We start from the raw sequence: 26,709 nt of genomic DNA on the forward strand, positions 1-26,709 counted from the left end.
CTTGGTTGGAGACGACCTGGGAAAATAGGTAGGTGCCGGCCCTTTTCTTATATGAGGGGAAAAGATCCTCAGCAAAAAAGCATGAGTGCAAAGAAGAAGCGGAAGATGGCGGTGATCGCAAAGCGATCCGGGACGCGTGAGCGTCACGAGGACATCTTCGCTACATTCAAAAGCACAAAGTGCTTACCCGAAAGAGCCAGAGCGCAGAAGAGCGCCGAGGATGGCCGTGATCGCGAAGCGATCCGGGATGCGTGAGCATCACGAGGGCATCCTCGCTGCAATGAAAGCGCCGGTGGCACTTTTACACAAAAGCATGAGTGCTGGAGTGAGCCGAAGATGGCCGTGATCGCAAAGCGATCCGGGGCGCGTAAGCGTCACGAGGACATCTTCGCTACATTCAAAAGCACAGAGTGCTTTTGAATGCGGCCCCTTGGTCAAGCGGCTAAGACGGCGCCCTCTCACGGCGCAATCGTGGGTTCGATTCCCGCAGGGGTCACCATTACGGAAAAACGGCGTATGCCGTTTTTCTTTCGTCTGCACCTCTAGCTCAGTTGGTAGAGCAGCTGACTCTTAATCAGCGGGCCCAGGGTTCGAGTCCCTGGAGGTGCACCAAATAGCCGACCCCTGGAATGCTGGGCAGTTTAAGAAAACTGTTCAGTATTCCGGGGGTCGTTTTATACCGGAAAGCCTGATTCCATCAGACTTTCCGGCATTTTTATTTGGTTAGGGATACCAGTGGCTATGCCGGTGGAGGCACCGCGCAAAAAAGCTTTCGCTTCAAGTATCGAGCGAAGCGAGTTGCTAACATAGCAGCCTGCCGAGCAGCAACGGCTTAGGGAGATGGGCTTGTGTCCGTTTACGGGCGGCGGAGCAGTTGATGCGAGAGAAAGATGGTTCAGTACATCTTTAGGTGCCCGCCGCTAAAATGCCCTTTTGGGGCTTGATCAAGCCTCCGGCTTGGCTGGAGGTCATGACTTCTTTTCAACAGATAACATGAGTCTGAAAACTGAATTGTTTTTGGAGGATAGGATTCGAAAGCGCGTGCTTTATCCACTCCGTTGTGACCTCTTTTTGCCGATACTGATTTTGCGCGGTAGCGGCAGTTCAAATCCCCTGTTTGGCACGAATCTTCTTCTGTCGGCGAGACTTCTTAGCCAGACAGGAAATTTCTTTGTGTTAGGAGCGGCCCCGTTTCGCCGAACTGCGTCTTGAGGAGGACGCCGCCTGCGGGCAGACCTTTCACCGGAGGCGGGAAAAACTGCGATCCGCCGTGCAGCGCTTTTTGGAGGGACCGGGGACAGCACGGGGAAGCGGAGCCTGCCGCTGTTCCGCCGGCTCTTTATCGGGCCTGCCGGCAGGCCGCTGCTCTCGACGTTTGGCGGCGGGCAGGCGATGTGCAGGCCTTTCCGGGGCAAGGCCTGTCCAGAGGGGGAACTTCCGCACAGCGCATGCGCGAGAGGGAGGCATGGACGAGACGGACTTTCCGCAGAGAGGCAGACAGAAAGTCGGAATGTGTGAAAGGACGGTTTTGATACGCCCCCCCTCTGCGGGCAGGGAAAAAGCCGCCGGTATTTTACGGCGCGGCGGGTTTGAAGGTTTTTTGCAGGGAATGATCATCCTACAGCGGCGGAGCAGGAGAAAGGCCCCGTGCGGGGTGGTTTCCCGCCGGGGGCGCCGGACTGCCGGCCTGCTCTGTACGGCGGGTAACGGCTGTGGTAAAATAGCAGCAGGGGAAGAAGATCACGCTTTCCGGGGTCCTTTGCAGGCGTTTTCCGGGGGCCTGAAAAACGGCGCGCGCCCTGAGAGCCCCGACGGGGCGGCACAAAACGGGGCGCCGCCGCTCCGCGGCCGCCGGGCGTTTGAAAGGACGGGGCAAAGGGGGGGCATACCGCGCATGGAAGAACACACAAAAAAGCCCGGCTATATGCTTCTTCTGGAAAGCAGGGGGATCGCAGCGGGAGGATATTTTTGCCTGGGTGCGCCGCAGGGGAAGAACTGCTTCCGGGTGACGGGCGACTGCCGTCTGCTTGATCTGGATGGTGCGCTGGCAGCGCTGGACGAGAACCGTCTCTGGGAACAGTGGGACAGCCTGACCCCCATCACGCGCAGGGAATTTATCGCCGCGCGGGACGCACTGTGGGAGGCGCGCCGCGCCGCTGACGGCAGGCCCACCGACGCAGAACTGGAGCCCCTGGCGCGGCAGTTTGCACAGGAATACGCCGCGGCTTATGCTGCCGGCAGATGGAAAGCGTTCTGCACTTGGGACGAGGAGACGCTGCGGCGCATTTTGCTGCGGGCAGCCGCTCTTTTGCCCGGTGTGAAAGGCGCCCGGGCAGCGCGCAAAAAGGCGGCGCAGCTTTTCAGCGAGGTGATCGCGGCGGGGCTGAAAAGCGGCCTAGCAGGGCCGCGGAGAAAAAAAGGGCGGCAGGGGCAGGAGACACCGCCCGGCGGCTGACGGGGCGCAGTTTTCTGCACCGGGGAAAAACGGCCGGCTGTGCGGGGCGCGGGCAGGCGCGCTGCCTGGACAAAACGACGGACGGGGCCTGCTGCCGGCCGCCGCAAAAAATGGGAGATCTTAAAAAGGAGGAAGCGGGATGCAATATCGGGAACTGGGGCGGACCGGCCTGCGGGTCGGCGAGATCGGCATGGGCTGTGAGGGCTTTGTGGGCAAAAGCGCGGCGGAGGCTGCCGCGCTGGTGGATGTGATGGAGGAGGCGGGCGTCAACTGTATCGATCTCTATGCGCCCGACCCTGTCATGCGGGAGGCGCTGGGCAAGGCGCTGCGGGGCCGCAGGGACAAATTTGTCCTGCAGGGCCATCTGTGCACGATCTGGAGGGACGGACAGTACAAGCGTACCCGGGAGATCGCTGAGGTGAAGGCCGGGTTTGAGGATCTGCTGGCGCGGCTCGGCACGGACCATGTGGAGATCGGGATGATCCACTATGTGGACGCGCTGGACGACTGGGAAACGGTGAAAAACGGACCGGTCATGGCGTACGCCCGGCAGCTGAAAGCGGAGGGGAAAATCGGCTGTATCGGCCTTTCCAGCCACAACCCGGCCCCGGCGCGGGCTGCGGTGGAGAGCGGCCTTGTGGACGTGCTGATGTTCAGCGTCAATCCCTGTTATGACCTGCAGCCCGCAGGGGAGGATGTGGAGGCGCTGTGGGCGGATGAGAGCTATGAAAAGCCGCTCACGAACATGGACCCCGAGCGGGCGGGGCTTTACGAGGCCTGCCAGCGGCTGGGGGTGGGCATTACGGTGATGAAAGCGTTTGGCGGCGGCGACCTGCTCAGCGCGGAGCTTTCCCCGGCGGGAAAGGCGCTCACGGTCAGCCAGTGCCTCCACTATGCGTTGACCCGCCCCGCGGTGGCCTGCGTGATGTCGGGGGCGCATACCGCAGAGGAACTGCGGGCGTGCCTGCGCTATGAGGACGCCCCGGCCGAGGAGCGGGACTATGCGGCCGCGTTTGCCGCCCTGCCCCGGATCAGCTGGAAAGGGCATTGCATGTATTGCGGGCACTGTGCCCCCTGTCCGCAGGGGATCGACGTGGCCTCGGTGACAAAATTTCTCAATCTGGCCCGCGCCCAGGGCGCGGTGCCCGAGACTGTGCGGGAGCACTATGCCCTGCTGCCCCGCACCGCGGCCGCCTGCATCTCCTGCGGCGCCTGCGAAAAGCGCTGCCCGTTCGAAGTGCCGGTCATCGACAATATGAGACAGGCAAAGGAGATCTTCGGCTGCTGAACCGCTTTCCTGCGTTTGCGCCGGTCCTGCCGTTTTAGAAGGTCCACTTTGGTGGAAGCGGTTTGCGGGGACTGGGAATGGACGGCAGGAGCCGGCAGAGAAAGCATCGCCCTGCAGGGAGCCGTTTTCCGGGCCGGCCCGTTTTGATGTTTTTCCGCTTTCCCTGCCGGTTTCCCGCCTGCTTTGCTGAACTTGTTTCGGGCGCATTTCCGGGCTTTTGGGCCGCTTTATTGTTTGCCCGGCCGGTGGCTGGCGGCGGGATCCCGGACCTGCGCTGTGCTGTGCTGTGCATCCGGGGTGCTGCCGCTTTTCCGAAGCTAAAAGCCCCGAAAAAAACGTATTGCAGCTGAGAAAAGGACACTTGTGCTTTTTCAGCAGGGCTGGTATAATAATACAAAACAGAAGTTCCTTTCTCAGAAGTGTTGAGAAAGGAATTTTTAAGGCCATATAATTGCGCGCGCAATAAATGCGCACGCAACAAAATGACAGGCGAGCGAGGAGGACAGGATGAAACATCATTTGATGGGCAATATCAACACGATCTCGCGCTGTGCCGCCCTGTACCGGGAGGCGCGGCTGGAGGGGACGGGCCTGACCGGCTGGCAGGCCCCGTATCTGCCGGAGATCTGCAGCACGCCCGGCATCACGCAGGACCAGCTGGCGCTGCGGCTGCATGTCAACCGCAGCAATGTGACACGGCAGCTGACGATGCTGGAAGAAAACGGATATGTGCTGCGCCGCCGCAGCGAGAGCGACCGGCGGGCGGTGGAGGTCTATCCCACAGAAAAGGCGCAGCAGATGCTGCCGGTGGTGCGGGAAGCTTTCCGCAGCTGGCGGGAAAAGCTGTTTCGCGATCTGGCTGCTGAGGAGCGGGATCAGCTGGAAGATCTGTTGGAGAAACTGGCGCGCCGCGCGGAGGAGATCGGATGAAAACGGTTTTGCGATATCTGCGTCCCAAAGCGGGCATTATTGCGGTGGAAATGTGCATCAAACTGGCGGGCACGGTGGTGGAACTGCTGCTGCCCTGGATGCTCTCGGTCATCCTGGACGAGGCGGTCCCCTCCGGCGACTTTCACAGCGTGTTGGTATGGGGCGGCCTGATGGTCCTCTGCGCGGCCCTGGCGGTGGTGGGCAATGTGGCGGCGAACCGCATCTCCTGTGCCACCTCGCGGGATGTCACACACAGGCTGCGCGGCGATCTGTTTGCCAAGGTGACCCGCCTCTCCTGTGCACAGGAGGACGCATTTACCACCCCGTCCCTGATCTCGCGGCTGACCTCGGACACCTATAACGTGAACCAGATGATCGACCGCATGCAGCGTCTTGGCGTGCGGGCGCCGATCTTACTGCTGGGCGGGATCGCGCTCACCCTATCGCTTGAACCGGTGCTCACGCTGGTCCTCATCGCCACGCTGCCGCTGCTGGGGGCCGTCGTCTGGTTTGTCTCCACCCGTGGCGTGCGGCTCTACACGCGCACCCAGGCGGCGCTGGACGTGCTGGTGCGGCGCTCGCAGGAGAGCATGGCGGGCATCCGGGTGATCCAGGCGCTGTCCAAGGGCGAATATGAAAAGGCGCGCTTCGACGAGGCGAATGCCCAGGTCGTGGACCGCGAGCGCCGGGCGGGCCTGCTGATGAACGTCACAAACCCGGTCATGAACCTGCTGCTCAACGCCGGTCTGACGGCGGTGGTGGTGGCGGGCGCGTTCCGGGTCAACGCCGGACACACACAGCCGGGCACTATCATCGCTTTTCTGAGCTATTTTACCATTATCCTCAACGCGCTGATGATGGTATCCCGCATGTTTGTGATGTATTCAAAGGGCGCAGCCAGCGGCCGCCGCATCGCCGAGGTGCTCAACGCGCCGGAGGAGCTGCAGAGCCGGCCGCAGCCGGCGGCGGGAGGAGAGGAGCACATCCGTTTTGACCACGTCTCTTTTTCCTACGGCAAGGTGGAGGACAACCTGACGGATATCAGCTTTTCCCTGCGCAGGGGGGAGACGCTGGGGATCATCGGTCCCACCGGCAGCGGCAAAAGCACCATCCTGCAGCTGCTGCTGCGCTTTTATGACCCGGACAATGGTGTGATCTCCGTCGATGGAAAGGATCTGCGCTCGGTGGAGCCGGCGGCCCTGCACAGTATCTTTGGAGTGGTCTTTCAGAACGATTTTCTGTATGCGGACGAGATCGGGGCCAATATTGATTTTGGCCGCGGCCTGCCGCAGGAGCGTCTGGAAGCGGCGGCCCGCACGGCGCAGGCTGACTTTATCAACACCCGGGCGGGCGGCTTTGGCGCCGAGCTGTCGCCAAAGGGCGCCAACCTGAGCGGCGGGCAGAAGCAGCGGGTGCTGCTGGCCCGCGCACTGGCAGCGGACCCGGATATCCTGCTGCTGGACGACAGCTCCAGTGCTTTGGACTATAAGACCGATGCCGCGCTGCGCCGCGCTTTGGCCCGGGACTTCAAAGACACCACCAAGATCATCGTCGCCCAGCGAATCAGCTCGATCCGCAGCGCAGACAGGATCCTGGTGCTGGAGGACGGGCGCGCCGTGGGCTATGGCAGCCATGACGAACTGATGCGGACCTGCGGCAGCTATCGCGAGATCGCCGAGATCCAGATGGGGGAGGTGGAGTAGATGGCGCGCAATAAGGGAATGGGGGGACATGGCCACAGCGCCGCGTTCGAGCGCCCCAACGCAAAATCGTCCGTGATCCTGCGGCGGCTGTGGGGCTACCTCAGCGGCTATAAGTGGCTGCTGGCAGCCGCGGCGGTGCTCAGCCTGTCCAGCAATCTGCTGGCCCTGGTGGGGCCAAAACTGTCGGGATACGCCATCGACGCCATCCGGCCGGGCCCGGGTCGGGTGGATTTTGCCACGGTATTCAAATATGCGGGCCAGATGCTGCTTTTCTACCTGATCTCGGCCGTGCTCAGTTATCTGCTCGCCGCCCTGATGGTGCAGTTGAGCCGCAATGTCGTCTATCGGCTGCGCAAAGATCTGTACGATCATTTGATGAAGCTGCCGGTGCGATTTTTTGATACCCGCGCCATCGGCGATGTGCTGAGCGTGCTCTCCTACGACGTGGACACCGTCAGCGCCTCGCTGTCCAACGATCTGGTGCAGATGCTGGCCAGCGCCATCACGGTGGTGGGGTCCTTTGTGATGATGCTCACCATCTCTCCGCAGCTGATCCTGATCTTCGTGGTGACGATCCCCATCTCGATCGTGTTTACCCGTTATCGCTCCCGGCGGGTGAGGCCGCTTTATCGCGACCGGTCCCAAAGCCTGGGCGACCTGAACGGGTTTGCCGAGGAGATGACCGGCGGTCTGCGCACCATCAAGGCCTATGGGCGGGAAGAAGTGTTTCAGCAGCGCTTTGAAGAAAAAAACCAGGCCGCCTGCGACGCCAACTGCCGGGCCGACACCTTTGCCAGCGCCACCGGGCCGACCGTTAATTTTATCAACAACCTCTCCCTTGCGCTGGTGAGCATCTTTGGCGCGCTGCTCTATATGGGCGGGGGCATCAGCCTGGGCAGCGTGTCCTCCTTTGTGCTCTATTCGCGCAAGTTCTCTGGCCCGATCAACGAATTTGCCAATATCCTCAGCGAGCTGCAGTCGGCGCTGGCGGCGGCAGAGCGGGTATTCCGCCTGCTGGATGAGCCGGAAGAGACCCCCGATGCGCCGGAGGCGGCCGAGCTTGCGCAGGTGCGCGGTGCGGTGGAGCTGCGGGAGGTGCGGTTTGGCTACTCTGCCGGCACACCGGTGCTGGACGGCTTTACGCTGTCGGCCAGGCCCGGGCAGGTGGTGGCCATTGTGGGCCCCACCGGTGCGGGCAAGACCACGGTCATCAACCTGCTGATGCGCTTTTATGACGCCGATTCGGGCGTCATCACCGTGGACGGCAGCGAGATCGGCTCGCTTACCCGGGCCAGCCTGCGCAGGGCCTATTCCATGGTCCTGCAGGACACCTGGCTCTTCTCGGGCACAGTCTATGAGAACCTGGCTTACGGCAAAGAGGGGGTGACGCTGGCAGAGGTGCGGGAGGCCGCCAAAGCCGCCAGGATCGACCGGTTTATCCAGTCGCTTCCCCAGGGCTACGACACGGTGCTGCGGGACGGCGGGACCAACATCTCCAAGGGGCAGCGCCAGTTGCTGACGATCGCGCGCGCCATGCTGCTGGATGCGCCGATGCTGATCCTGGACGAGGCCACATCCAACGTGGACACCCGAACCGAGCGCCGCATCCAGGCAGCCATGCTGCGCCTGATGGAGGGGCGCACCTGTTTTGTGATCGCCCATCGCCTTTCCACCATCCAGAACGCGGACCTGATTGCAGTGCTGCGGGAGGGCGCGGTGGCCGAGTGCGGCACGCATGAGGAGCTGATGCGGCGCGGCGGCTATTACAGTGAGCTTTATCGCGCCCAGTTTGACTGCGCCGAGGGGGCGAGCTGAGCGGCGGCCCATGGTTTGCCTGCGGAGCGGCGGGGGCGGCGGGCAGACGCACTTTTCCGCCGCGGAAAACCGCGGCGCCGGATTTGCTCCCCGGGGCTCTCTCTTGCATCGGCTGCCTGGCCCGGCCTGGCGCGCTTTCACCAGATGGACAAAAAACGGCAGCCGCCTTATCCTGGGCGGCTGCCTGATCGCTAAAAGGCTAGTTTTCTTTTTTTGCGGCAAAAGAACAGCTGACTGCGGCGAACAGGCCGATCAAGATCCACGGGAATGCTGCTTTCATAAAATCACCGATCATGCTCTCTTCCTCCTTGCATGCGGATGGATCAGCGCGGCTTGTGCGCGGAGATATCCTTAGTTTTTTTATTATAGCACATTCCGCGCTGCGGCGCACGGTTTTCGCGGTGTAGGGGGTGAAATTTCCAGCCGCCCAGCGGCCGCCCCCCGGGCAAAAGAGCGGAGCTGGGCGGCCGGTTGACAAATTTTTGCAATTACTTTATACTGGATAACGTTCATCGGAGGGTGGGCGCTCATTGGAAGTTGCGGCACCGGAGAAGATGACAGGCTGAGACGCCTGTTATTTGCTCCGGTGCTTTTTTGTGCAGCCGGGGCGGTCCCATCCGTTTCAGCGCAGGAGGAAACTATGAGTCAGACACAAAATTTCACGCAGGGCAAAATACTGGCGCCGCTTCTCAAATTCACCCTGCCGGTGCTGCTGGCGCTCTGCCTGCAGGCCATGTATGGCGCGGTCGACCTGCTGGTGGTCGGCCGGTTCGGCGCGGCGGCGGACGTCTCGGCCGTCTCCACGGGCAGCCAGATCATGCAGACCATCACCTTTCTTGTCAACAGCCTTGCCATGGGCGCTACGATCCTGCTGGCCCAAAAGATCGGCCAGGGCCGCAAAGCGGAGGCGGGCGGCGTCATCGGCAGCGCCATTTGCCTGTTTGCCGCGCTTGCGGCGGCGATGCTGGTGGTGATGGAACTGGCTGCCGGCGCGCTGGCCGTCCTGATGCAGGCCCCGGCTGAAGCTTATGCCGGCACGGTGACCTATGTGCGGGTCTGCTCGGGCGGGCTGCCCTTTATTGTGGCATATAACGTGCTGGGCGGCGTGTTCCGCGGCATGGGCGATTCCAAAACGCCGCTCTTCACCGTATCGGTGGCCTGCGCGGTCAACATTGCGGGAGACCTGATCTTTGTGGCGGGCTTCGGCATGGGGGTGGCGGGGGCGGCCCTGGCCACCGTGCTGGCCCAGGCGGTCAGCGTGGCGCTTTGCCTGCTGGTCACAAAGCGGCGGGGGCTGCCTTTTCCATTTTCGCGCAGAGACATCCGCTTTGACCGTGCAAATATTTCGCGCATGCTGCGCCTGGGCGCGCCCATCGCCCTGCAGGAGCTGCTGGTCAGCATTTCTTTTCTGGTGATTTTGGCCATCGTGAACTCGCTTGGGGTCATCGCCTCGGCGGGCGTGGGCGTGGCGGAAAAGCTCTGTGCGTTTATCATGATGGTGCCCTCGGCCTATATGCAGTCCCTGTCCGCTTTTGTCGGCCAGAACATCGGCGCGGGGCAGCCGGCGCGGGCAAAGCGGGCGATGCTTTACGGCATGGCGGCGGCGTTCGCGTTCAGCGTGGTCATGGCGGCGCTGGCCTTTTTTAAAGGCGACGCGCTGGCGGGCATTTTTGCCAGAGACCCGCAGGTGGTCGCCGCCGCGTGGGATTATCTGCGCGCTTACGCCATCGACACGCTGATGGTCTCGTTTTTGTTCTGCTTCTGCGGGTATTTCAACGGCAGCGGAGAGACCGCTTTTGTCATGGTACAGGGCATCGTGGGCGCGTTTCTGGTGCGTATCCCAGTCTCTTACTTTATGGGGACGCTGCGCCCGGTCTCGCTGTTCAGGGTCGGGCTGGCGACGCCGGCCTCCACGCTGGTGCAGATCCTGCTCTGCATCGGCTATTTTATCTGGGTGGAGCGGCGGACGCGCGGGCAGCGCGGGCGGTGATCCGCCCGGGGGGGGAAGCCTGGCCCTGCGCCCGCCCCCGGCGGCCGGGGCGGCACAAAAAGACGGTGGAGAAAGCCCAAACGCTTTCTCCACCGTCTTTTTGCTGTTTTTTAACTCCTTTCTCCCTTGTGGGAAAAGGGAGCGGGCGTTCAGCTCTTGTTTTTTTGCTCTTTTCCGTAAAAGCTCTCGATCGCGTGTTTGAAAAACGCCGCCGCCCCATCGCCGTACTTTTCGTCGGTGCCGGCGCGGATGCGCTCGTCCTCGTAGCTGGCGGCCACCTGCAGCATCAGCCCGTCCTCGCGCTTGATCTGATAGAGCTGTTTCAGGAGATACCCATACTCGCCCACGATCTCCTTTACGGCAAAAGTATCTACCGGCTCGTCCCGGTGGGCGATCAGCTTCTGCAGCACCGCGTCCACCCGTTTCATGCAGGCCTGGGCGACCTCCATGCTGGGCGGATCGGTCATTGCTTTCAGGGCGGAGCCTTTGTCCCCATACCATTCAACCAGCTTTTGATAGCCGCGCTGCATGTCTTCTTTTGCGGCGCGCTCGATATAGTGCGCCCGCCACTGTTCTATGCTGCCGAACTCCTGCAGGATGCTCTGACGCAGGAGATCCGGCATGCGGTCGATGGTGGTCTGGCAGAGCGCCTCGATCTCAGAGCGATTAAAAATTTCAAAATCCATTTTGTTCTCCCCTTTCAGGATGCCGTCGATGCTGGCGATCAGCCGCGCGATGCGCGCCTTTTTGGCCTCCAGCATGCCGCGCTGCATCCGAAGAATTTGATCCCGGTCAAGAGACGGGTCTTCCATCACGGCTTTGATCTCTTTTAAGGGGATATCGAATTCACGAAAAAACAGGATCTGCTGCAATACTTCCAGGGCTTTATCGTCATAAAGCCGGTAGCCCGACGCGCTTTTGCCGGTGGGCTTCAGCAGCCCGATCTCGTCGTAATAGTGAAGCGTGCGCACGCTGATCCCTGTCAGGTCCGATATTTCCTTTACTGTTTTCATCGCCGGTTTCCTCCCGCTCTTGATGACCTCATTCTAGACTATAACGCACCGTGAGGGTCAAGTGCTTTTTTGCCTTTTTTAAAAAATTTTTGGAAATGGTGACCCGCCTTTTGTTGACAGAGGGCTCGGGCTGTGTTATAGTGTACTTGTTTGATAAGTACACTATAGAACACTGGGGGACTATCGTGGAACTCGTCATCAGCAGCAATACCAGTAAGCCGATCTATGAGCAGATAACCCTGCAGATCAAGGCCATGATCATGAGCGGGGAGCTGCAGACAGGCCAGGCGATCCCGTCCATGAGGGCGCTGGCAAGGTCGCTGCACATCAGCGTCATTACGGTCCAAAAGGCGTATGAGGACCTGCAGCGGGACGGTTTTATCGAGACCACGGTGGGCCGCGGCAGCTTTGTAGCGCTTCAAAACAAAGATTTTTATCAGGAAGAGCAGCAGCGGCAGGCGGAAGAGCACCTCCAGCAGGCTGCACAGATCGGCCGGACAAGCAATATCCCACTCGAAAAACTGATTGAACTGTTATCCTTGTTCTACACAGAGGAGGAATGACGATGTGCCCTGTTTTGGAACTGACGGATGTTTCGAAAAGCTATGCAAAGTCTGATTTTGTTTTGGACAAGGTTTCTTTCGCCGTACCGGCGGGGACCATTATGGGCCTTGTGGGAGAAAATGGAGCGGGAAAGACCACGGTGATCGGCTGCATCCTCAACACGCTTTTCAGGGACGGCGGGACGGTCAGGTTATTCGGCAGCGAATTGTCGGACGGCGACCGGGAGCTGCGCGAAAACATCGGCGTCGTTTACGACGGAGACAATTTCCCCGATCATCTCTCTGCGGGGCAATTGGCGGACATTATGCGCGGTGTCTACAGGCAATGGGACGACGCGGCCTTTCAGGGATATCTCGACAGCTTTTCCATCACCAGAGAGCAGAAAATAAAGTCGTACTCCAAAGGGATGACGATGAAGCTGGCCATTGCGGCGGCGCTGGCGCATCATCCCAGGCTGCTGATCCTGGACGAGGCGACCAGCGGGCTGGACCCTATTGTGCGCGACGAAATGCTGGACGTATTTCTCGGTTTTGTGGAGGATGAGAGCCATTCGATCCTGCTTTCTTCCCACATCACCAGCGACCTGGAAAGAATCGCGGATCACATCACGTTCCTCCACAGAGGAAAAGTCGTCCTGACCGCCTCCAAAGACGACCTGATCTACCGCTATGCAGTGCTGCGCTGCAAAGAGAGACAGTTTGAGGCGATCGATCCAAAAGACATCATTGCATACCGGAAAAAAGAATACCAGATCGACGTATTGGTGCCCAACGGGAAAGAAGCCCGCCAAAAGTACAAAGACGTCGTGGCCGACCAGACGACGATAGATGAGATCATGCTGCTGCTGGTGAAAGGAAAAACAAAATGAGAGGTCTGCTGAAGAATAATTTTTACAGTGCGCTTGAAAGCCTGAAGCTGTTTTCCGGGTTTTTGCTCCTGTTTGCCGCGGCCCTTGTTTTGACCGGCAATGCGGCGCTGCTGTTTGGGTTTGCGGCCGCGGCGGCCCCGGGGTTTGCGCTTCTCTCCCTTGCAGGGCTGAGAAAAGAGGCCGGTTCCAAATGGGGCAGGCATAAGCTGGCCTTTCCTGTGCGCAGAAGCGAGATCGTGGACAGTTTTTATGCCACCCACGCGGCTTTCTGCCTGCTGGGGGTTCTGGTCACGGCCTTGGCGACGGCGCTGACCGTTTTTTTGCATGGAAACCATTACTTCGACCTGGGCCTGCGGGATGCCCTCACCCTGATCACCGGGGGCGGCGTGATCGCGGTGTTTGCCGGGGCGGTTTTCTGCCCGCTCTTTTATCGCTTCGGCGCGGAAAAGACAGAGGCGCTGATCGTCATCAGCTTTGCCGGCGCGGTCGGTTTTGGGATGCTGCTGGCCTGGGTCATCAATCTGATGAACGGGTTTCAAAGGATCGACGATCTTCGGTATTACATGAGCCTGCTGCTGGTGTGGGCTGTGACGGCCGCCATGTTCTTTTTGTCGTCCCGGCTGGCAAACGCCGTTTTCAAAAGGGCCGAGTATTGAAAACAAGCGGGCGTACCGGCAGGGAAACCGGCCCTGGGCCGCAGGGGAAAGCGCAGGGCTTAGGGCTGGGGCGGTCTCAGGGCGCGGGCGCTGTTTTGCAGCAGCGCCTCAGGGAGCGTAAAACCGGCAAAGGCCGCTGCCCCCGATGGGGGTCCCCGTCGATGCGGGGGACGCAGGCAGACCGCCTGCGGGCCCGGCCGCAGGAGAAAACGGGCAAAAAAACGCGCCCTGGCCCGGCTGCCCCGGAAAGCGGGAATGCGTTTTTCTGCAGGAGCCGCCCATGGAACCACGCAAAAAAGCAGCCGCGGCGCGGCTGCTTTTTTTGTGCCGGCCCGGCGTCCGGGCAGAGGATGGAGCAAAAGGGCGGGACGCAGCGGGAAACAGGGGACGGCCTGAGGCAAAGAGGGCGGTTTCAGCTGCCGGAGGGCTCCGCCGCAACCGCAGCGGGCAGTACCGGCTCGTCCTTGACGGTGGAAAAGATGATCTGGGTCTGGGTCTTGCCAAAGGCCTGCAGCCGCTTGACAAACCGGTCCATCTCCCGCGTGCCGGAAAAACCGGCCCGCAGCACCATGGAATAGGGCCCCGCCACATGATGGCATTCCCACACCTGGGGAGAATCCAGAATCAGGGCCGTGAATTCAGGCTCGCGGGCAGGGGGCATCGAGAGGCTGATCAGTGCCGTCAGCGGATAACCGCACTGCTCCGGGGCCAAAAGCGCACGGTAGCCGCGCAGCAGCCCCTCCCGTTCCAGCCGGGCGATGCGGGCCGCCACCGCGGGCGGGGAGAGATGTACCCGCTGCGAGAGCTCCCGAAAAGAGGCGCGGGCATTTTCTGCCAGCAGGAAGAGCAGTTCCTGATCCAATTGGTCCAAAAGATCCTCTCCTTATTCCCGCGGCGCGGCAACAGCGGTTTTCTGCTTCTATTATAAAACAAAAAAAGCGGCCTTTCCACGAAAAAAACAAAAGTTTTGAGGCGTGCAAACAAAATGTTCCATTGACCTCGGCCGGACCTGTTTACACCCCACGGGGCCTGTTGTATGCTTGAGGCAGACAAAAAGGGGGGCAGTGAAAATGAGGCAGGAGCATGATTCCATCGGCACGCTGGCAGTGCCCGAGCAGGCCTATTATGGCGTGCAGTCTCTGCGCGGACAGGAGAATTTCCCCATTACCGGGCGGCGGCTGCACCCGCAGCTGATCACGGCGCTGGCAGAGGTGAAAAAAGCCGCGGCGCTCTGCAACCGGGACGCAGGGCTGCTGGACCCGGCGCGGGCGGATGCCGTGCTGCGGGCCTGCGACGAGGTCATTGCCGGGGGCCTGCGGGACGCCTTTATCGTGGACCCCATCCAGGGCGGGGCGGGCACGTCGGCAAATATGAACGCCAACGAGGTGATCGCCAACCGCGCCATCGAACTGCTGGGCGGGGCAAAAGGCGATTACAGCATCCTGCACCCCAACGACCACGTGAACATGGGGCAGTCCACCAACGATGTCTTCCCCACGGCGGGCAAGATTGCGGCGATACGGCTGCTGCGGGATGCGCGCGGGGAGCTGTCCCGCCTGCGGGCCGCGCTGGAAAAAAAGGCGCTGGAGTTTGACGGCGTGCTCAAAATGGGGCGCACCCAGCTGCAGGACGCGGTGCCGGTGCGGCTGGGGCAGTCGTTTGCAGCCTGGGCGGCTGCGGCCCGCCGGGACGAGGCGCGCCTGGCTGCGGCGGAACAAAAGCTTTTGGTGGTCAACCTGGGGGGCACGGCCATCGGCACCTCGCTGAACGCCGACCCGCGCTATCTGCAGCGGGTGGTCCCTGTTCTGGCGGAGCTGACCGGCCTGCAGCTGCGCCGCGCGGACGACCTCATCGACGCCACCCAGAACCTGGACTGCTTTGTGGAAGTCTCGGGGCTGCTCAAGACCTGCGCGGTGGACCTCTCCAAGCTGGCAAACGATCTGAGACTGCTCTCGATGGGGCCGCGGGCCGGCATCAGCGAGATCGCACTGCCCGCCAGACAGAACGGCTCTTCCATCATGCCGGGCAAGGTGAACCCGGTGCTGCCCGAAGTGGTGAACCAGGTCGCGTTCCGGATCATGGGCAACGACGTCACCATCATGCTGGCCGCTGAGGCGGGCCAGCTGGAACTGAACGCTTTCGAGCCCGTGCTGCTGCACAGCCTGTTTGAATCCGCCGAGCTGCTGCGCAATGCGGTGCGCACCTTTGTGGACCACTGCGTGGCCGGCATCCGCGCCGAGCGGGAAAACTGCCGCCGCATGGTGGAGCGCAGCGCCGGGGTCGCGGCCGCCCTTTGCCCCATCATTGGGTACGAGCGCAGCGCGGCGCTGGCAAAAGAGGCGGTGCAGGAGGAGATCCCCGTGCGGCTGCTGGCGGAGCGGGAGGGGGTACTGCCGCCCGAGCGGCTGCAGGAGGTGCTGGAACCCCTGCGGATGACAGGCCCCTTGCGCTGCGGCGCCTGAGCGGGCGCGGCAGGGACACGCTTTTGCCTGACTGCGGGGGAGAAGAGAGCCGGGGCGCTGTGCCGCGGCCGCTGTGCGGCGGGAAAAGGCGGCCGGCGGCCTGAGGGAGCCGCAGTTCCGGAACAGGACAGCGGCCCCCCGTCCGCACAGGAGCGCCGCGCGAACGGGGCAGAGAGCGGCATGTGTTCAGCGCCCCAGCCCGGCGCCGGGGCGTCAGCCTGTCCGCGCCGGGGCGGCGCGGCGTACCGCGGCGGCTGAGGCTTTGCCGCAGGGGGGCGGCTGTCCATCCAGGCATGCGATCACGCCTGTGCTCAATATCCCGGCGCGCCGGAAAGAGATCGGCGGCGCGCGAAAAATCGGCGCGCAGAGGCCGCAGATAAGGCGCCTGCGCTGCGACAGGCGCAGAGGAAGAAAAAGAGGGCCGGGCGCTCTCCCCACAAAGCGGGGAAAAGCGCCCGGCCGTTTTTGTTTTTTTGAGCGGACAGACAGGGTCAGATCGCGTGATAGCGGCGCAGCAGCTCTTCCGCCACCGTGCCCTCCAAAGCTTTCAGGGCCTTTTTTTCCACCAGCTGGGCGGCCAGAGGCAGTTTGACGTCGGTGAGCTTTTTGCCGTCCATCATCTTCACAGTCGCGTCCAGCAGGGCGCGCATATCATAGACGCTGCCCCAGACCTCTGGCACGCCGCGGTCCACGTCCAGCAGGGTGTAGACCGCTTCCATTGCGGTGCGCACCGAGTACTCGGTGGTGAAGATGGTGTCCCGCGGGGTCTCGGCAAACTGGCCGAGAAAAGCAAAGTTGACGCAGCCCTGCGGCACCACCGCCGGGCGGTCGCCCGCGGCGCGGGGCATGAAGAACGCCGTGATATAGGGCATCATGACCGGCACGCAGACAGCGGAGTGGGCCGCCATGTCGGGGATCTCCGCTTCGGGGACCCCCAGATGATAGAGCCACTCTTCCGTGATCTCCATGCCGGTGCAGTCTTTCATCGGCTTTTTGACAAAATCACCGGGCCGGTCGGTATACAGACCGTACACCCATACGCAGAGCTGGTCTTTGCCCTGGCTGCGGAACTGAGGCTGACGGTTAACGGTCCAGCTCATGTACCAGCCCGAGTCCCGAACGGTCACGATGCCGCCGGTGACCACTCGGCCGGAGAACGGGTCGCGCTTGCAGATCTTTTCCAGATAGGGAGGAATGCGGCCGTCCAGCGTGGTGACGGTAGCGGATTCCCAGTTGCTGCGGCTGATGTCGGAACAGAACTTTTCAGGACGGCCGAAAGAGGTGTCCTGGGCGGCGATATTGCGCCACAGATCCCAGCAGGCGCCCTCGCCGTTTTTCACCGTGACGGCCGGAGCATGGTCCTGATCGCCATAGGCGGAGCTTTCGGTGCAGCAGCCGTTGGTGACAAAGACCAGGTCGTCCTCGATCAGGTCGATGGTCTCCTCTTTGCCGCCGCGCACACAGACGATCTGCCGCGCGGTTTTTCTGCCGTCCGCGATCTCAAAGCGCACGTTGGTGACCGTCACGCCGTATTCAAACTGCACGCCGTGCCCCTGCAGATACTTTACCATCGGCAGGATCAGGGATTCGTACTGGTTGTATTTGGTGAATTTGAGGGCGGAAAAATCGGGCAGGCCGCCGATATGATGGATATAGCGCTGGATATACAGCTTCATCTCCAGCGCCGAGTGCCAGCGCTCAAAGGCGAACATGGTCTGCCAGTACAGCCAGAAGTTGGAAGAGTAAAACTCCTCGTCGAACACATCGTCCAACGTTTTGTCGTACAGCTGCTCGTCCGGGGTGAAGAACAGCTTCATCACCTGCATGGCCGCCTTGTCGGACAGGGTGAACTTGCCGTCGGTGTGCGCGTCCTGCCCGCGTTTTTCGGTGGCACGGCAGAGAGAGTAATTGGGATCGTGCTTATTCAGCCAGTAATATTCATCCAGCACCGAGACACCCTCGGTCTCGATGGAGGGGATGGAGCGGAACAGGTCCCACAGACATTCGAAATGGTTTTCCATCTCGCGGCCCCCGCGCATCACAAAACCGCGGGTGGGGTCCTGAACGCCGTCGCAGGAGCCGCCCGGCAGATCGAGCGCCTCCAGGATGTGGATGCGGTCCCCTTTCATCTGGCCGTCCCGCACCAAAAAACAGGCGGCAGCCAGCGAGGCCAGGCCGGAACCCACCAGATAGGCTGATTTTTTATCCACGTCTTTCGGCTTTTCGGGGCGCGCGAACGCCTCATAGTTCCCGTTTGAATAATACATTTGTTTTCCCTCCATTAAAAAATGCCGGTCCTCCGCTTTCCCCGACAGGGCAGCGGGGCTTTTCTCAGCGCTTTTCAAGAGCTGTACGGCGTCCGGCCCGGTTGCCTGCGCCATCGTTTTCTCTTGATGGTTCCATGATAGCGCTCTATACGGCCCGCCGCCATGGACAGAAAAAAGGCCGTGTCGGAAATTCCGGCACGGCGGCAAAATTGTATAAATTTTGGTCACAGAGGGGGATCTGTATGAAAAATAGCCGCAGGCTATTTTTTGTAGCCATGCGGCCTGTCCTCAGGCCACGGTGAATCAGAATAAGTTGTTTTTGTTGCAAAGTAACAAAAATAGCCGCGCAGCGGCTATTTTTTCGGCCATCCGCCCGGTTGCCGCGCAAGCGGCGAGGGCGGGGGCAATTAAGATGGATCGCTTTTTCTTGCGAAGCCATAAAAAAACAGAGGGCGGGTCCAGCGGCGGGAAAGGCAGAGCGGAACGAAAAAAGCCGCGCCGCGCCGGGGGTCAGTGGGCGAGGCGGTCCAGCGCGGCGGAGATGCTGCCGTGGATCACCAGTTCCAGCCGCTCCACCAGGGCGCGGGGGTCCTCTTTCATGCCGGCGCCGATCCAGTCCAGCATCAGCCCCACAAAACCGTATTTGTAAAAATTGGCGATAAAGGCCTTGTCGCTGCTGCGGATCGAGCGCCCCGCAGACTGCTCCTCCACCACGTTTTCCAGCAGGGCGTAGGTCTCGCTGAAAAGATAGCGTTCCAGGTGTTCCCGGCTCAGGGAATGGTAGGTGCGCAGCACAAAGGCACGGTTTTCCTGCGCGTAGCGAAAGATCTCCAGAAAACCCTGCTGCCAGGTGTCATAGGTTTTCTTTTCCCCCAACGCGGCGCTGGCCTCGCTGGTATAGATCCATTCCACCAGATCGTAAATATCGCGAAAGTGGTAATAAAAGGTCTGGCGGTTGACACCGCAATCCTCCACCAGGTCGGTGACGGTGATCTTGTCCAGCGCTTTTTCGGCCAGCAGCTTTTTCAGCGAGGCGGCCAGCGCCCGCTTGGTGATCTGAGACATGGCAGAAAACCTCCTTGCAGTGCAGAAAACTGCCTTTAGCATACCACGGCGCGGCGCAAAAGTCGAATCTCCGCGCGCCGCGTTGACAAAAAAGTCGGGCAGGCCTAAGATGAGAGGGAGAAAAAAGTTGGGCGCTGCGCTTGCCCGCGGAAAGAGGGAATCATGTATCCGACCTGTGCCAGTTGTACTGTTCAGGCCTGTGCCAAAGGCACGGCCGAGGGAGTGCCCCAAAATTGTCCCATGCGGGAGCCGATGTTCTTTGAGCAGACCTTTCCCGAGTATCAAAAAGAGGAAAACCACGAGTTTTATGTAGCCGCTTCCGAGATCGAGGGCCTGGGGTATGGCGAGTGGTGCCGCCTCAAAGAGACGCTGGAGCTCTGCAAGGCGATGAACTACCGGCGCATCGGCATCGCTTTCTGCCAGGGTCTGTCGCAGGAAGCGCGCATCATCAGCCGCATCTTTGTCCGGCACGGGTTCGAGGTGGCGTCGGTCATCTGCAAGACGGGCGGCATCGAAAAAGAGCGGGCGGGCATTGCCCGGGAGCACAAGGTGGACCCGGAAGCGGAAGAGATGATGTGCAATCCCATTTCCCAGGCAAAGCTGCTCAACCTGCACGGCACCCAGTTCAATGTCCTGATAGGGCTCTGCGTGGGGCACGACTCCCTGTTTTATAAATACTCGGATGCTCTTGTGACCACCCTGATCGCCAAAGACCGGGTGTTGGCCCACAACCCCGCAGGCGCAGTCTACTGCGCGGAGGGGTATTACAGAAAAAAACTGGGGCTGTGAAGCCGGCGTGCGCAAAACGCCGGTGACAAAAAGCGGTGCCGCTGCCCCCCGCGCACAGCAAGAGAAGCTGCGAGCAGAACCGGAAAGCAGTGCCGCGAGGGCCTCGCTTTGGCCGCTCTCACGGGCTGCAGGCAGGGCGACGGAAGAGGCGGCAGAGCGCTCTCTTTAAGGCGTGCGCTGCGGCCGGCGAGCAGACTTGCAGGGACGCGGGCGCAGGGACCTGGGCACAGCCCACAAAATACGAAAAGGACGGGCCTTGTCCGCTTTTTGAGCGGCAGGGTCCGTCCTTTTCGTGCAAAACAGGAGAAAGAGAAAACACTTAAAAGCCCAGGACGTTGTGCAGGTAATTGCGGCTGTCCATGGCGGACTTGTAGTTGCAGACCGGCTGGTAGTCCAGCTCGACGCAGAGGATGCCGTCATAGCCCTCTTCTTTCAGGCCGCGCACCACGCCCCTGAAGTCCACGCAGCCATAGCCCAGCGGCAGAAAACGGCGCATCGGCCACTCGGGATGAGCTTCGGGGTTGGGGTCAAGGTCTTTCAGATGCATATAACCCACCCGCTTGCCGTATTTTTTCGCGGCCTTGGGGGCGTCCATACCCGCCAGGGTGATGTGGGCGGTGTCCAGGCAAAGCCAGACATACTGGGGGTCGGTGTTGGCGCAGAAAAGATCGATCTGCTCCTCGGTGAATACGGCGGTATTTGCGTGGGGATGCATGCAGGCCTTGATGCCGGCCTCGGCGCACAGTTTGCCGATCACATTGCTGCGGCGCGCATAGCTGAGGATCTTTTCCTCGTCAGTGGGGCGGCTGAAAGGGGTGTCTTTCCACATCACGCCCTGCATATTCATGTGATGCGCCCCCACCTCTTTGGCAAAGGCGATATATTTTTTTGCATTTTCGCAGTCAGCGGCTTCATCATCCGTAAAATAAAAGTAGAGATTTTCGAATTTCAGGCCATATTTGGCAACTACGTCTTTAAAGCCCTGGACATCGTCTGCATAATAGTCGGCGATAAAGCTGAAATTTTCTACCGTCTCATAGCCCAGGTTGGAAACCTCGCGCAGGAACTGCTCGAAATTTTCTTTGTGAAACTCGTTGAACGGGGCCCAGTCGCGATACTCGTCGGTGTCCCAGGTCCAGCCGGTGTACCCAATTTTCATAATAGATCATCCCTCCGTTTTTTGTTGCTGCAAGTTTTACGGGGCGCTCGTCCGACAGAGCACGTCTCCTGCCGACGCCGCGGGCGCGGTCGTTTTTAAGAAACAGATTTGTTTCTGTACCGAGTATATTTGAGTAACTTTGTTACGTAAACTGTTGCAATCGCAAAAAAATAGAGAATGTTTTTGACGGATTTGTACAAAGGAAAGGCAGGAGATCGCTGTATAACAGAGAAAACAGCGGGCAGTTGCGGCCTTTCGTCTGGCAATGCGCCGCACCTTCCATCGTTAGCAGAGGCACAGAGGATGCGGCCGCAGGCGAAAGCACATTTTTGACCGGTAAAGGAGCGAGGTCCTGCTTCTGCATTTTTTTCTGAAGTGTGTTCGGAGGGCAGCGATCAGCCTTACGCTGCTGCCCGGTATCTGTGAGGCCGGCGCGCGGAGAGCAGAAAATATGCGGGCCGCGCACCTTTGGACCGCAGGCAGGGCGGGCAAAAGGCCTGTGCCGCAGATTAGGGCCGGGCACAAGGCAGTATGCAAAAGAGAAAAAAGCAGGCCACATGACCGGCCTGCCCACATACACCGCACGGCTTTTGCAGCCTCACCCTGGGCCGGCTGGCCCCCAGCCCGGTTTTGCCTGTCGCCGGGCCGCGGGCGCAGGCACGTTCCCGCCCGCAGGGCCGGAAGCCCTACGGCGCAGAATACTGCAGCGCCTTTTTTGAGACAAAATAAAAAAGACTTCGTCATTGACGAAGTCTTTTTCTGGCTCCCCCTGTTGGGCTCGAACCAACGACCCTGCGGTTAACAGCCGCATGCTCTACCGACTGAGCTAAGGAGGAATATCTGTTTGGTACTTTGATAATATACCACGTTTTTTTTTCGTTTTCAAGTATTTTTCCAGCATAGGGCGAAAAATATTCACCAATCCGCCACCGAAAAGTTATTTTCTTTCACCGGGGCCAAAGGCTGGGTCTCAAAGCGCTGCACCTGGGCATAGTGTGGGCCGCGGCGCATGGCCTCACAGAACGCTTCCAGGTCGTCGGGAGCGCCCTGGGCTTCCAGCTCCAGATCGCCGTCCTCCCGGTTGCGGACCCAGCCGGTGAGTCCCAGCCGCCGGGCGGAGTAAACGGCATAATAGCGATAACCCACGCCCTGGACGCAGCCGCCGATACGGATATACAGCCTTTCCATCCCCTGTGCCTCCCAGTCCTATAAAAAGCTTTTGTTTTTGATTATAGCATCTGCCGCGGCGCACCGCAAATCCCCGGAGGAAGAGCGGCCGTTCCGCAGCCCGGACAGGGATAGAAAAAAGAGCCGCGGCGGACAGACGGCGTCCGCTGGAAAAAAGAACGCGTCAGACCGCGCGCAGATAGGGGCGGCAGAACGATTTGGACGGCACGATAACGGCGCGGGCCGGGCGGAAGACAGGGCTTGCTGTTTGCCGCAGTTTTCAGAAAAGGGCAGGGCGGCCCGAAGAGAAACGCTGCGCGCGAGGCCGGCTGCGCAGGGGCGCTGACCGCCGCGCAAAACAGCGCTGCGGCTTGAGATCAAAAAGGGAAGCGTCTGCCGCGGCGCGTTTGTCCGGCCCACGCAGGGGGCGTTTTGGGTGCGCGCTTCTGGCGGGGACATGGGGTCCAGACAACAGATGCTGCGGGCAGCTGTTGCGCTGCGCGAAGCAAAATTTCTTTGCTTCGGTAAAAAAGAAGAAAGCCCGCCGGGCGGCGGGCCGAAGTTTGGATAGGAGAGATCTTCCGGATTCTCTTGTCAGCTGCACTGCCAGCAGCCGGTATCTTTGGGCACTGTGCGTTTTTTGGACTCTGTTTTTGAAGGCGCCGCCGTGGGGACGACACGGCGCGAGACCGGAACGCCCCAGGCGCTGTCGGTCGCAGGAGTCAAAAGGTGAACGGATCGCGGTTCACTGGGGGCGCTCATGCCGCGCTGCAGTTCCGGCGGCAGCACCGGGTCGGGCTCCGCAGCGGAAAAAGAGGCGGCTTTGGAGGCCGGCGGAATTTCTTTCTCCGCTTCAGTGGGGAGAGGCTCTTTTTCCGGCGCCTGCTCTTCCCAGGAAAGGGACGGCTCGGGGACTTCGCCGCCAAAGTGTTCTTTCACCGCATCGGGATCGGCGGGCGCGGGGTTTTCAGGCCCCTCCCAGCGCAGGAGAGGGTCGGAAAATTCGCCGCTCCCCCCAGCCTCTTCAGCAGAAGAGGCGCTTTCGCCTGCGGGGTCCTCCCAGCGCAGGAGAGGGGCGGGAAATTCGCCGGTCCCCCCGGTCTCTTCAGCAGAAGAGGCGCTTTCGCCTGCGGGGTCCTCCCAGCTGAGGGTGGGGTCGGGAAGTTCACCGATCTCCCCAGACCCCTCAGGAGAAAAGACGCTTTCGCCTGCGGAATCCTCCCAGTTGAGGGTGGCATCCGGCACGACGCCGATCTCCGCTGCCGGCGCGTCCTCCGGGCCGGCTTTCTGCGGCTCCTGGTCCCAGCAGCCGGGGTCCTCCCAGGTAAGGGTCGGGTCGGGCACGGTCTTCACGTCTTCCCGGCAGCCGGGGTGCGCGCCGGAATAGCCGTCGGGAGAGCCGCCGGCCGTCGGACGGCGGAACAGTTCAGAGCCCGGGGTTCTGGCAGCGGGGCAGTACGCTGCCGGCAGATCAGCACAGGTCGGAAGATCCCTCACACTCTCGGGGGGAGGCGGTTTCCTCCCCGGCCAGCTCCACGACGCTTTCCAATTTAAGCGCCAGAAGGATCTGGGTCATCATGGTGTCCCGCACCATCTTGCGTGCGCTCTCGTTGATGCGGTAGATATCCTCCACATCAAACGGGCTGTCGCCCTCGCGCAGGGTGCCCAGCGCGATCTGGATCTTTTCTCCCTCGGCGTTGAGCAGATGCGCAAGGCTGAGCTCTTCCATGCCGATTGAGGCCAGGATCGTGTTGAGGCTGTCCTCGCGGTCGATTTGTACGTCCGGTAGATTGGGCATAGACATATTCGCGTCCACCTCACTGGTTAGATTGGCCCTCGTCACCGGGAAACGCCGGGGCGAAACGCGGAGCGCCGCACCTCGCCGTCCCCATGCGCCGCACCCCGTCATCTGTCGGGCTTACCACAGTGTATGCCGGTTTGCCCTGTTTTGTCCCCGCAGGTTCGGCGCAAAGCCGCCTTTTTTTGAGTTTTCCCATTTTAAAGGAGGGGAGAAGACTTGGCCGCGTCCCCTGACGGCAGCCCGCCCTTTCCCGCCGTGCCGTGCCCGGCACGGCGGGAACAAAGCGCCGCCTGTCCGGCCTTTCAGCCTTTTCAGGAGGGAGCGGCGTTTTTTCGGCAGGCCTGCCCCGTCCGCCACGACACTCCCGGGAAGCGGCGGGCGGGGCCCCCGGCTTGTGGGAAAGAGGCGAAAAGAGAAGCGGAGCAGCTGCGGAGGACCCCGGGTCCCCTGCCCGCCACGGGAGAGGACGGCGGCCCGCGGCCGGGGCGCGGCGATCGCCCCCAGCAGCAGCGGCGCAAGCCGCATCAGGGACAGCTTTGGACGGGCTTTTTTAAAAAATTGTTAAATCCGCGGCAGAGCTCTTGATTTTGCCCTGAAAAAAGGCTATAGTAATACTTACATTAGCACTCAAAATAAATGAGTGCTAAAAATGAAAATGGCTAAAAAATTCAGATAAAGGATGCGGTAAATATGGCGAAAAAGCAATTCAAAGCGGAATCCAAGCGCCTGCTGGAGCTGATGATCAACTCCATCTATACCAACCGGGAGATCTTTTTGCGCGAGCTGATCTCCAATGCCAGCGACGCCACGGACAAGCGCTACTACAACGCGCTGCACGAGGGCAAAAGCGGCCTCAACCGGGACGAGCTGTCCATAGAGCTTGCGGTGGACAAGGAGGCGCGCACCCTCACCGTCAGCGACCATGGCTGCGGCATGACAAAGGAGGAGCTGGAGCAGAACCTGGGCACCATCGCAAAAAGCGGCTCTTTGGATTTCAAGCAGAACAACGAGACGGCGAAAGAAGACGTGGACATCATCGGGCAGTTCGGCGTGGGCTTTTACGCGGCGTTCATGGTGGCAAAGCACGTGGAGGTCACCAGCCGCAGCATGGAGGGCGACGAGGCATGGTGCTGGCGGTCGGACGGCGCGGACGGCTATACCGTGACGCCCGCCGAGCGGGCCGAGTGCGGCACCGCCATCGTGCTCACGTTGAAAGACAACACCGAGCAGGACAATTACGATGAATTTTTGCAGGAATACCGCCTGCGCGGCATCGTGACCAAATATTCCGACTATATCCGCTACCCCATCCGCATGCCGGTGGAAAAATCCCGCATGGTGGAGGGCAGCGACAAGGACGCCGAGGGCAAGGACAAGACGCCGGAATATGAGAGCTACACCGAGGTCGAGACCCTGAACAGCATGGTGCCGATCTGGAAAAAGCGCAAAGGCGAGGTCAGCGAAGAAGAGTATGACCGCTTTTATCAGGATAAGTTCTACGATTATGAAGCGCCCCTGAAAGTCATCACCTCTTCCACCGAGGGGCTGGCCACCTATAACGCGCTGCTGTTCATCCCGGCCCGCGCGCCCTATAACTATTACAGCCGCGATTTTGAAAAGGGCCTGCAGCTGTATTCCAGCGGCGTTCTGATCATGGACAAGTGCGCCGACCTGCTGCCAGACCATTTCAGCTTTGTGCGGGGCATTGTCGACAGCCAGGACCTGTCGCTGAACATCAGCCGCGAGATGCTGCAGCATGACCGGCAGCTGAAGCTGATCGAGGGCAGTTTGGAGAAAAAGATCAAAAACGAGCTGGAAAGCCTGCTGAAAAACGACCGTGAAAAGTATGAAACGTTCTTCAAAGAGTTTGGCCTGCAGCTCAAATACGGTATTTATTCCAGCTATGGCGGCGCCAAGGACCTGCTGGCGGACCTGCTGCTGTACACCACCTCGGCGGAAAAGAAGTATGCCACCCTGAAAGAGTACCGCGACCGCATGAAAGAGGACCAGAAGTATATCTATTACGCGGCGGGCGAGAGCGCGGCCAAACTGGACGTCATGCCGCAGAATGAACGCCTGAAAGAACAGGGGTATGAGATCCTGTACCTCACCGACGACATTGACGAATTCACCCTGAAAGCCATGCGGGAGTATGACGGCAAGGAGTTCAAGTCCACTTCGGACGACGATCTGGGCATTGACAATGAGAGCGAAAAAGAGGAGATCAAAAAGCAGAACGAGGACAATAAAGATTTGCTTGCCTGCGTGAAAGATGCGCTGGGGGACAGGGTGTCCGCCGTGGTGCTCACCAGCCGCCTCAAAAGCTATCCTGTCTGCCTGACCGCCAAGGGCCAGATCAGCCTGGAGATGGAAAAGGTCCTGAATTCCATGCCCGCGCCCGAAGAGGGGAAGATCAAGGCCGAACGGGTGCTGGAGATCAACGCTGCCCACCCTGTCTTTGCCGCCCTGCAGAAGCTGTATCCCGGCGACGAAGAAAAGGTCAGGTCCTACGCGGAGATCCTCTATACGCAGGCATTGCTCATTGAGGGCATCCCGGTGGAAGACCCCATCGCCTACACCAACGCGGTCTGCGCGCTGATGACCGGCGAATAAGGGCCCGCGCGCCCGGCGCGGAGATCTTGAAAATACAGTTCCGGCGGATGCGGCGGCGGCAAAGCCCGCGCCTGCGGCGACGCCTGGAGAAGAGAAAATAAGGG

Annotated in this window: 20 protein-coding genes and 3 tRNA genes; 14 read left to right on the top strand and 9 right to left on the bottom strand. The window is 60.6% G+C overall.

Going from position 1 to position 26,709, the window contains the following annotated elements; genetic code table 11:
- The first annotated feature begins 424 nt into the window (after positions 1-424).
- The 8 genes from H8S23_RS10540 to H8S23_RS10575 all read left to right on the top strand — a co-directional run bounded on the left by H8S23_RS10540 (position 425) and on the right by H8S23_RS10575 (position 10,181).
- Positions 425-499: transfer RNA gene (locus H8S23_RS10540), tRNA-Glu, on the top strand.
- A gap of 37 nt (positions 500-536) precedes the next feature.
- A tRNA-Lys gene (locus H8S23_RS10545) sits at positions 537-612 on the top strand.
- Between the two features lie 1,282 nt (positions 613-1,894).
- Positions 1,895-2,455, top strand: coding sequence for a hypothetical protein (locus H8S23_RS10550; RefSeq protein WP_186888323.1), 561 nt, complete (start codon positions 1,895-1,897; stop codon positions 2,453-2,455).
- Between the two features lie 139 nt (positions 2,456-2,594).
- On the top strand, positions 2,595-3,743 hold the full coding sequence (locus H8S23_RS10555) for an aldo/keto reductase (protein ID WP_186888324.1): 1,149 nt from the start codon (positions 2,595-2,597) through the stop codon (positions 3,741-3,743).
- Positions 3,744-4,250: 507 nt separating this feature from the next.
- The gene (locus tag H8S23_RS10560; RefSeq protein ID WP_186888325.1) at positions 4,251-4,673 is read left to right on the top strand and encodes a MarR family winged helix-turn-helix transcriptional regulator; all 423 of its coding nucleotides are present in this window, start codon (positions 4,251-4,253) and stop codon (positions 4,671-4,673) included.
- Positions 4,670-6,376 carry an ABC transporter ATP-binding protein gene (locus H8S23_RS10565; protein ID WP_186888326.1) on the top strand — a complete coding sequence of 569 codons (1,707 nt, stop codon included), beginning with the start codon at positions 4,670-4,672 and terminating at the stop codon, positions 6,374-6,376. The genes H8S23_RS10560 and H8S23_RS10565 overlap by 4 nt, the downstream gene beginning before the upstream one ends.
- Positions 6,377-8,191, top strand: coding sequence for an ABC transporter ATP-binding protein (locus H8S23_RS10570; RefSeq protein WP_186888327.1), 1,815 nt, complete (start codon positions 6,377-6,379; stop codon positions 8,189-8,191).
- A 640-nt stretch (positions 8,192-8,831) separates the two neighbouring features.
- Entirely contained in the window at positions 8,832-10,181 is a 1,350-nt protein-coding gene (locus H8S23_RS10575; RefSeq protein ID WP_186888328.1) for an MATE family efflux transporter, read from the top strand.
- A 149-nt stretch (positions 10,182-10,330) separates the two neighbouring features.
- Here the strand turns inward: H8S23_RS10575 and H8S23_RS10580 are convergent, their stop codons facing one another.
- Positions 10,331-11,194, bottom strand: coding sequence for a MerR family transcriptional regulator (locus H8S23_RS10580; RefSeq protein WP_186888329.1), 864 nt, complete (start codon positions 11,192-11,194; stop codon positions 10,331-10,333).
- Between the two features lie 185 nt (positions 11,195-11,379).
- Between H8S23_RS10580 and H8S23_RS10585 the strand changes: the two genes are divergently transcribed.
- The 3 genes from H8S23_RS10585 to H8S23_RS10595 are packed head-to-tail and all read left to right on the top strand — an operon-like array spanning position 11,380 to position 13,282.
- Complete coding sequence (locus tag H8S23_RS10585; RefSeq protein ID WP_186888603.1) at positions 11,380-11,757, top strand: GntR family transcriptional regulator; 378 nt, start codon at positions 11,380-11,382, stop codon at positions 11,755-11,757.
- A gap of 2 nt (positions 11,758-11,759) precedes the next feature.
- The gene (locus H8S23_RS10590; RefSeq protein WP_186888330.1) at positions 11,760-12,626 is read left to right on the top strand and encodes an ABC transporter ATP-binding protein; all 867 of its coding nucleotides are present in this window, start codon (positions 11,760-11,762) and stop codon (positions 12,624-12,626) included.
- Positions 12,623-13,282, top strand: coding sequence for an ABC-2 transporter permease (locus H8S23_RS10595; RefSeq protein ID WP_186888331.1), 660 nt, complete (start codon positions 12,623-12,625; stop codon positions 13,280-13,282). Before H8S23_RS10590 ends, H8S23_RS10595 begins: the two co-directional genes overlap by 4 nt.
- 412 nt (positions 13,283-13,694) lie before the next feature.
- On the opposite strand, the gene H8S23_RS10600 is transcribed toward H8S23_RS10595, so the two are convergent.
- Positions 13,695-14,153, bottom strand: a complete 459-nt coding sequence (locus tag H8S23_RS10600; RefSeq protein WP_186888332.1) for an Lrp/AsnC family transcriptional regulator — start codon at positions 14,151-14,153, stop codon at positions 13,695-13,697.
- 199 nt (positions 14,154-14,352) lie between these two features.
- On the opposite strand from H8S23_RS10600, the gene H8S23_RS10605 reads away from it, so the two are divergent.
- Complete coding sequence (locus H8S23_RS10605; protein WP_186888333.1) at positions 14,353-15,744, top strand: aspartate ammonia-lyase; 1,392 nt, start codon at positions 14,353-14,355, stop codon at positions 15,742-15,744.
- A gap of 491 nt (positions 15,745-16,235) precedes the next feature.
- Here H8S23_RS10605 and H8S23_RS10610 read toward each other — a convergent pair whose 3' ends face one another.
- The gene (locus H8S23_RS10610; protein WP_186888334.1) at positions 16,236-18,011 is read right to left on the bottom strand and encodes an oleate hydratase; all 1,776 of its coding nucleotides are present in this window, start codon (positions 18,009-18,011) and stop codon (positions 16,236-16,238) included.
- 510 nt (positions 18,012-18,521) lie between these two features.
- Entirely contained in the window at positions 18,522-19,076 is a 555-nt protein-coding gene (locus H8S23_RS10615; RefSeq protein ID WP_186888335.1) for a TetR/AcrR family transcriptional regulator, read from the bottom strand.
- Between the two features lie 162 nt (positions 19,077-19,238).
- Here H8S23_RS10615 and H8S23_RS10620 point away from each other — a divergent pair, with 162 nt between their 5' ends.
- Positions 19,239-19,865, top strand: coding sequence for a DUF1847 domain-containing protein (locus tag H8S23_RS10620; protein ID WP_186888336.1), 627 nt, complete (start codon positions 19,239-19,241; stop codon positions 19,863-19,865).
- A gap of 319 nt (positions 19,866-20,184) precedes the next feature.
- Here the strand turns inward: H8S23_RS10620 and H8S23_RS10625 are convergent, their stop codons facing one another.
- The 5 genes from H8S23_RS10625 to H8S23_RS10645 all read right to left on the bottom strand — a co-directional run bounded on the left by H8S23_RS10625 (position 20,185) and on the right by H8S23_RS10645 (position 23,995).
- The gene (locus H8S23_RS10625) at positions 20,185-21,024 is read right to left on the bottom strand and encodes a sugar phosphate isomerase/epimerase family protein (RefSeq protein WP_186888337.1); all 840 of its coding nucleotides are present in this window, start codon (positions 21,022-21,024) and stop codon (positions 20,185-20,187) included.
- 760 nt (positions 21,025-21,784) lie between these two features.
- Positions 21,785-21,860, bottom strand: a tRNA-Asn gene (locus H8S23_RS10630).
- 79 nt (positions 21,861-21,939) lie between these two features.
- Positions 21,940-22,212, bottom strand: coding sequence for an acylphosphatase (locus H8S23_RS10635; protein WP_186888338.1), 273 nt, complete (start codon positions 22,210-22,212; stop codon positions 21,940-21,942).
- A 573-nt stretch (positions 22,213-22,785) separates the two neighbouring features.
- The gene (locus tag H8S23_RS10640) at positions 22,786-23,544 is read right to left on the bottom strand and encodes a hypothetical protein (protein WP_186888339.1); all 759 of its coding nucleotides are present in this window, start codon (positions 23,542-23,544) and stop codon (positions 22,786-22,788) included.
- A 118-nt stretch (positions 23,545-23,662) separates the two neighbouring features.
- On the bottom strand, positions 23,663-23,995 hold the full coding sequence (locus tag H8S23_RS10645) for an alpha-helical endospore appendage domain-containing protein (protein ID WP_186888340.1): 333 nt from the start codon (positions 23,993-23,995) through the stop codon (positions 23,663-23,665).
- 687 nt (positions 23,996-24,682) lie between these two features.
- On the opposite strand from H8S23_RS10645, the gene htpG reads away from it, so the two are divergent.
- Positions 24,683-26,605 carry a molecular chaperone HtpG gene (htpG, locus tag H8S23_RS10650; RefSeq protein ID WP_186888341.1) on the top strand — a complete coding sequence of 641 codons (1,923 nt, stop codon included), beginning with the start codon at positions 24,683-24,685 and terminating at the stop codon, positions 26,603-26,605.
- The last annotated feature ends 104 nt before the right edge of the window (positions 26,606-26,709 follow it).

This window comes from Anaerofilum hominis, assembly GCF_014287275.1.
Taxonomy (GTDB): Bacteria; Bacillota; Clostridia; order Oscillospirales; family Ruminococcaceae; genus Pygmaiobacter; species Pygmaiobacter hominis.

Excerpts from the sequence above, each read along its gene's own strand:
- H8S23_RS10550 (WP_186888323.1), top strand. The coding sequence starts at position 1,895 with ATGGAAGAACACACAAAAAAGCCCGGCTATATGCTTCTTCTGGAAAGC.
- H8S23_RS10555 (WP_186888324.1), top strand. The coding sequence starts at position 2,595 with ATGCAATATCGGGAACTGGGGCGGACCGGCCTGCGGGTCGGCGAGATC.
- H8S23_RS10560 (WP_186888325.1), top strand. The coding sequence starts at position 4,251 with ATGAAACATCATTTGATGGGCAATATCAACACGATCTCGCGCTGTGCC.
- H8S23_RS10565 (WP_186888326.1), top strand. The coding sequence starts at position 4,670 with ATGAAAACGGTTTTGCGATATCTGCGTCCCAAAGCGGGCATTATTGCG.
- H8S23_RS10570 (WP_186888327.1), top strand. The coding sequence starts at position 6,377 with ATGGCGCGCAATAAGGGAATGGGGGGACATGGCCACAGCGCCGCGTTC.
- H8S23_RS10575 (WP_186888328.1), top strand. The coding sequence starts at position 8,832 with ATGAGTCAGACACAAAATTTCACGCAGGGCAAAATACTGGCGCCGCTT.
- H8S23_RS10580 (WP_186888329.1), bottom strand. The coding sequence starts at position 11,194 with ATGAAAACAGTAAAGGAAATATCGGACCTGACAGGGATCAGCGTGCGC.
- H8S23_RS10590 (WP_186888330.1), top strand. The coding sequence starts at position 11,760 with ATGTGCCCTGTTTTGGAACTGACGGATGTTTCGAAAAGCTATGCAAAG.
- H8S23_RS10595 (WP_186888331.1), top strand. The coding sequence starts at position 12,623 with ATGAGAGGTCTGCTGAAGAATAATTTTTACAGTGCGCTTGAAAGCCTG.
- H8S23_RS10605 (WP_186888333.1), top strand. The coding sequence starts at position 14,353 with ATGAGGCAGGAGCATGATTCCATCGGCACGCTGGCAGTGCCCGAGCAG.
- H8S23_RS10610 (WP_186888334.1), bottom strand. The coding sequence starts at position 18,011 with ATGTATTATTCAAACGGGAACTATGAGGCGTTCGCGCGCCCCGAAAAG.
- H8S23_RS10615 (WP_186888335.1), bottom strand. The coding sequence starts at position 19,076 with ATGTCTCAGATCACCAAGCGGGCGCTGGCCGCCTCGCTGAAAAAGCTG.
- H8S23_RS10620 (WP_186888336.1), top strand. The coding sequence starts at position 19,239 with ATGTATCCGACCTGTGCCAGTTGTACTGTTCAGGCCTGTGCCAAAGGC.
- H8S23_RS10625 (WP_186888337.1), bottom strand. The coding sequence starts at position 21,024 with ATGAAAATTGGGTACACCGGCTGGACCTGGGACACCGACGAGTATCGC.
- H8S23_RS10635 (WP_186888338.1), bottom strand. The coding sequence starts at position 22,212 with ATGGAAAGGCTGTATATCCGTATCGGCGGCTGCGTCCAGGGCGTGGGT.
- H8S23_RS10645 (WP_186888340.1), bottom strand. The coding sequence starts at position 23,995 with ATGTCTATGCCCAATCTACCGGACGTACAAATCGACCGCGAGGACAGC.
- htpG (WP_186888341.1), top strand. The coding sequence starts at position 24,683 with ATGGCGAAAAAGCAATTCAAAGCGGAATCCAAGCGCCTGCTGGAGCTG.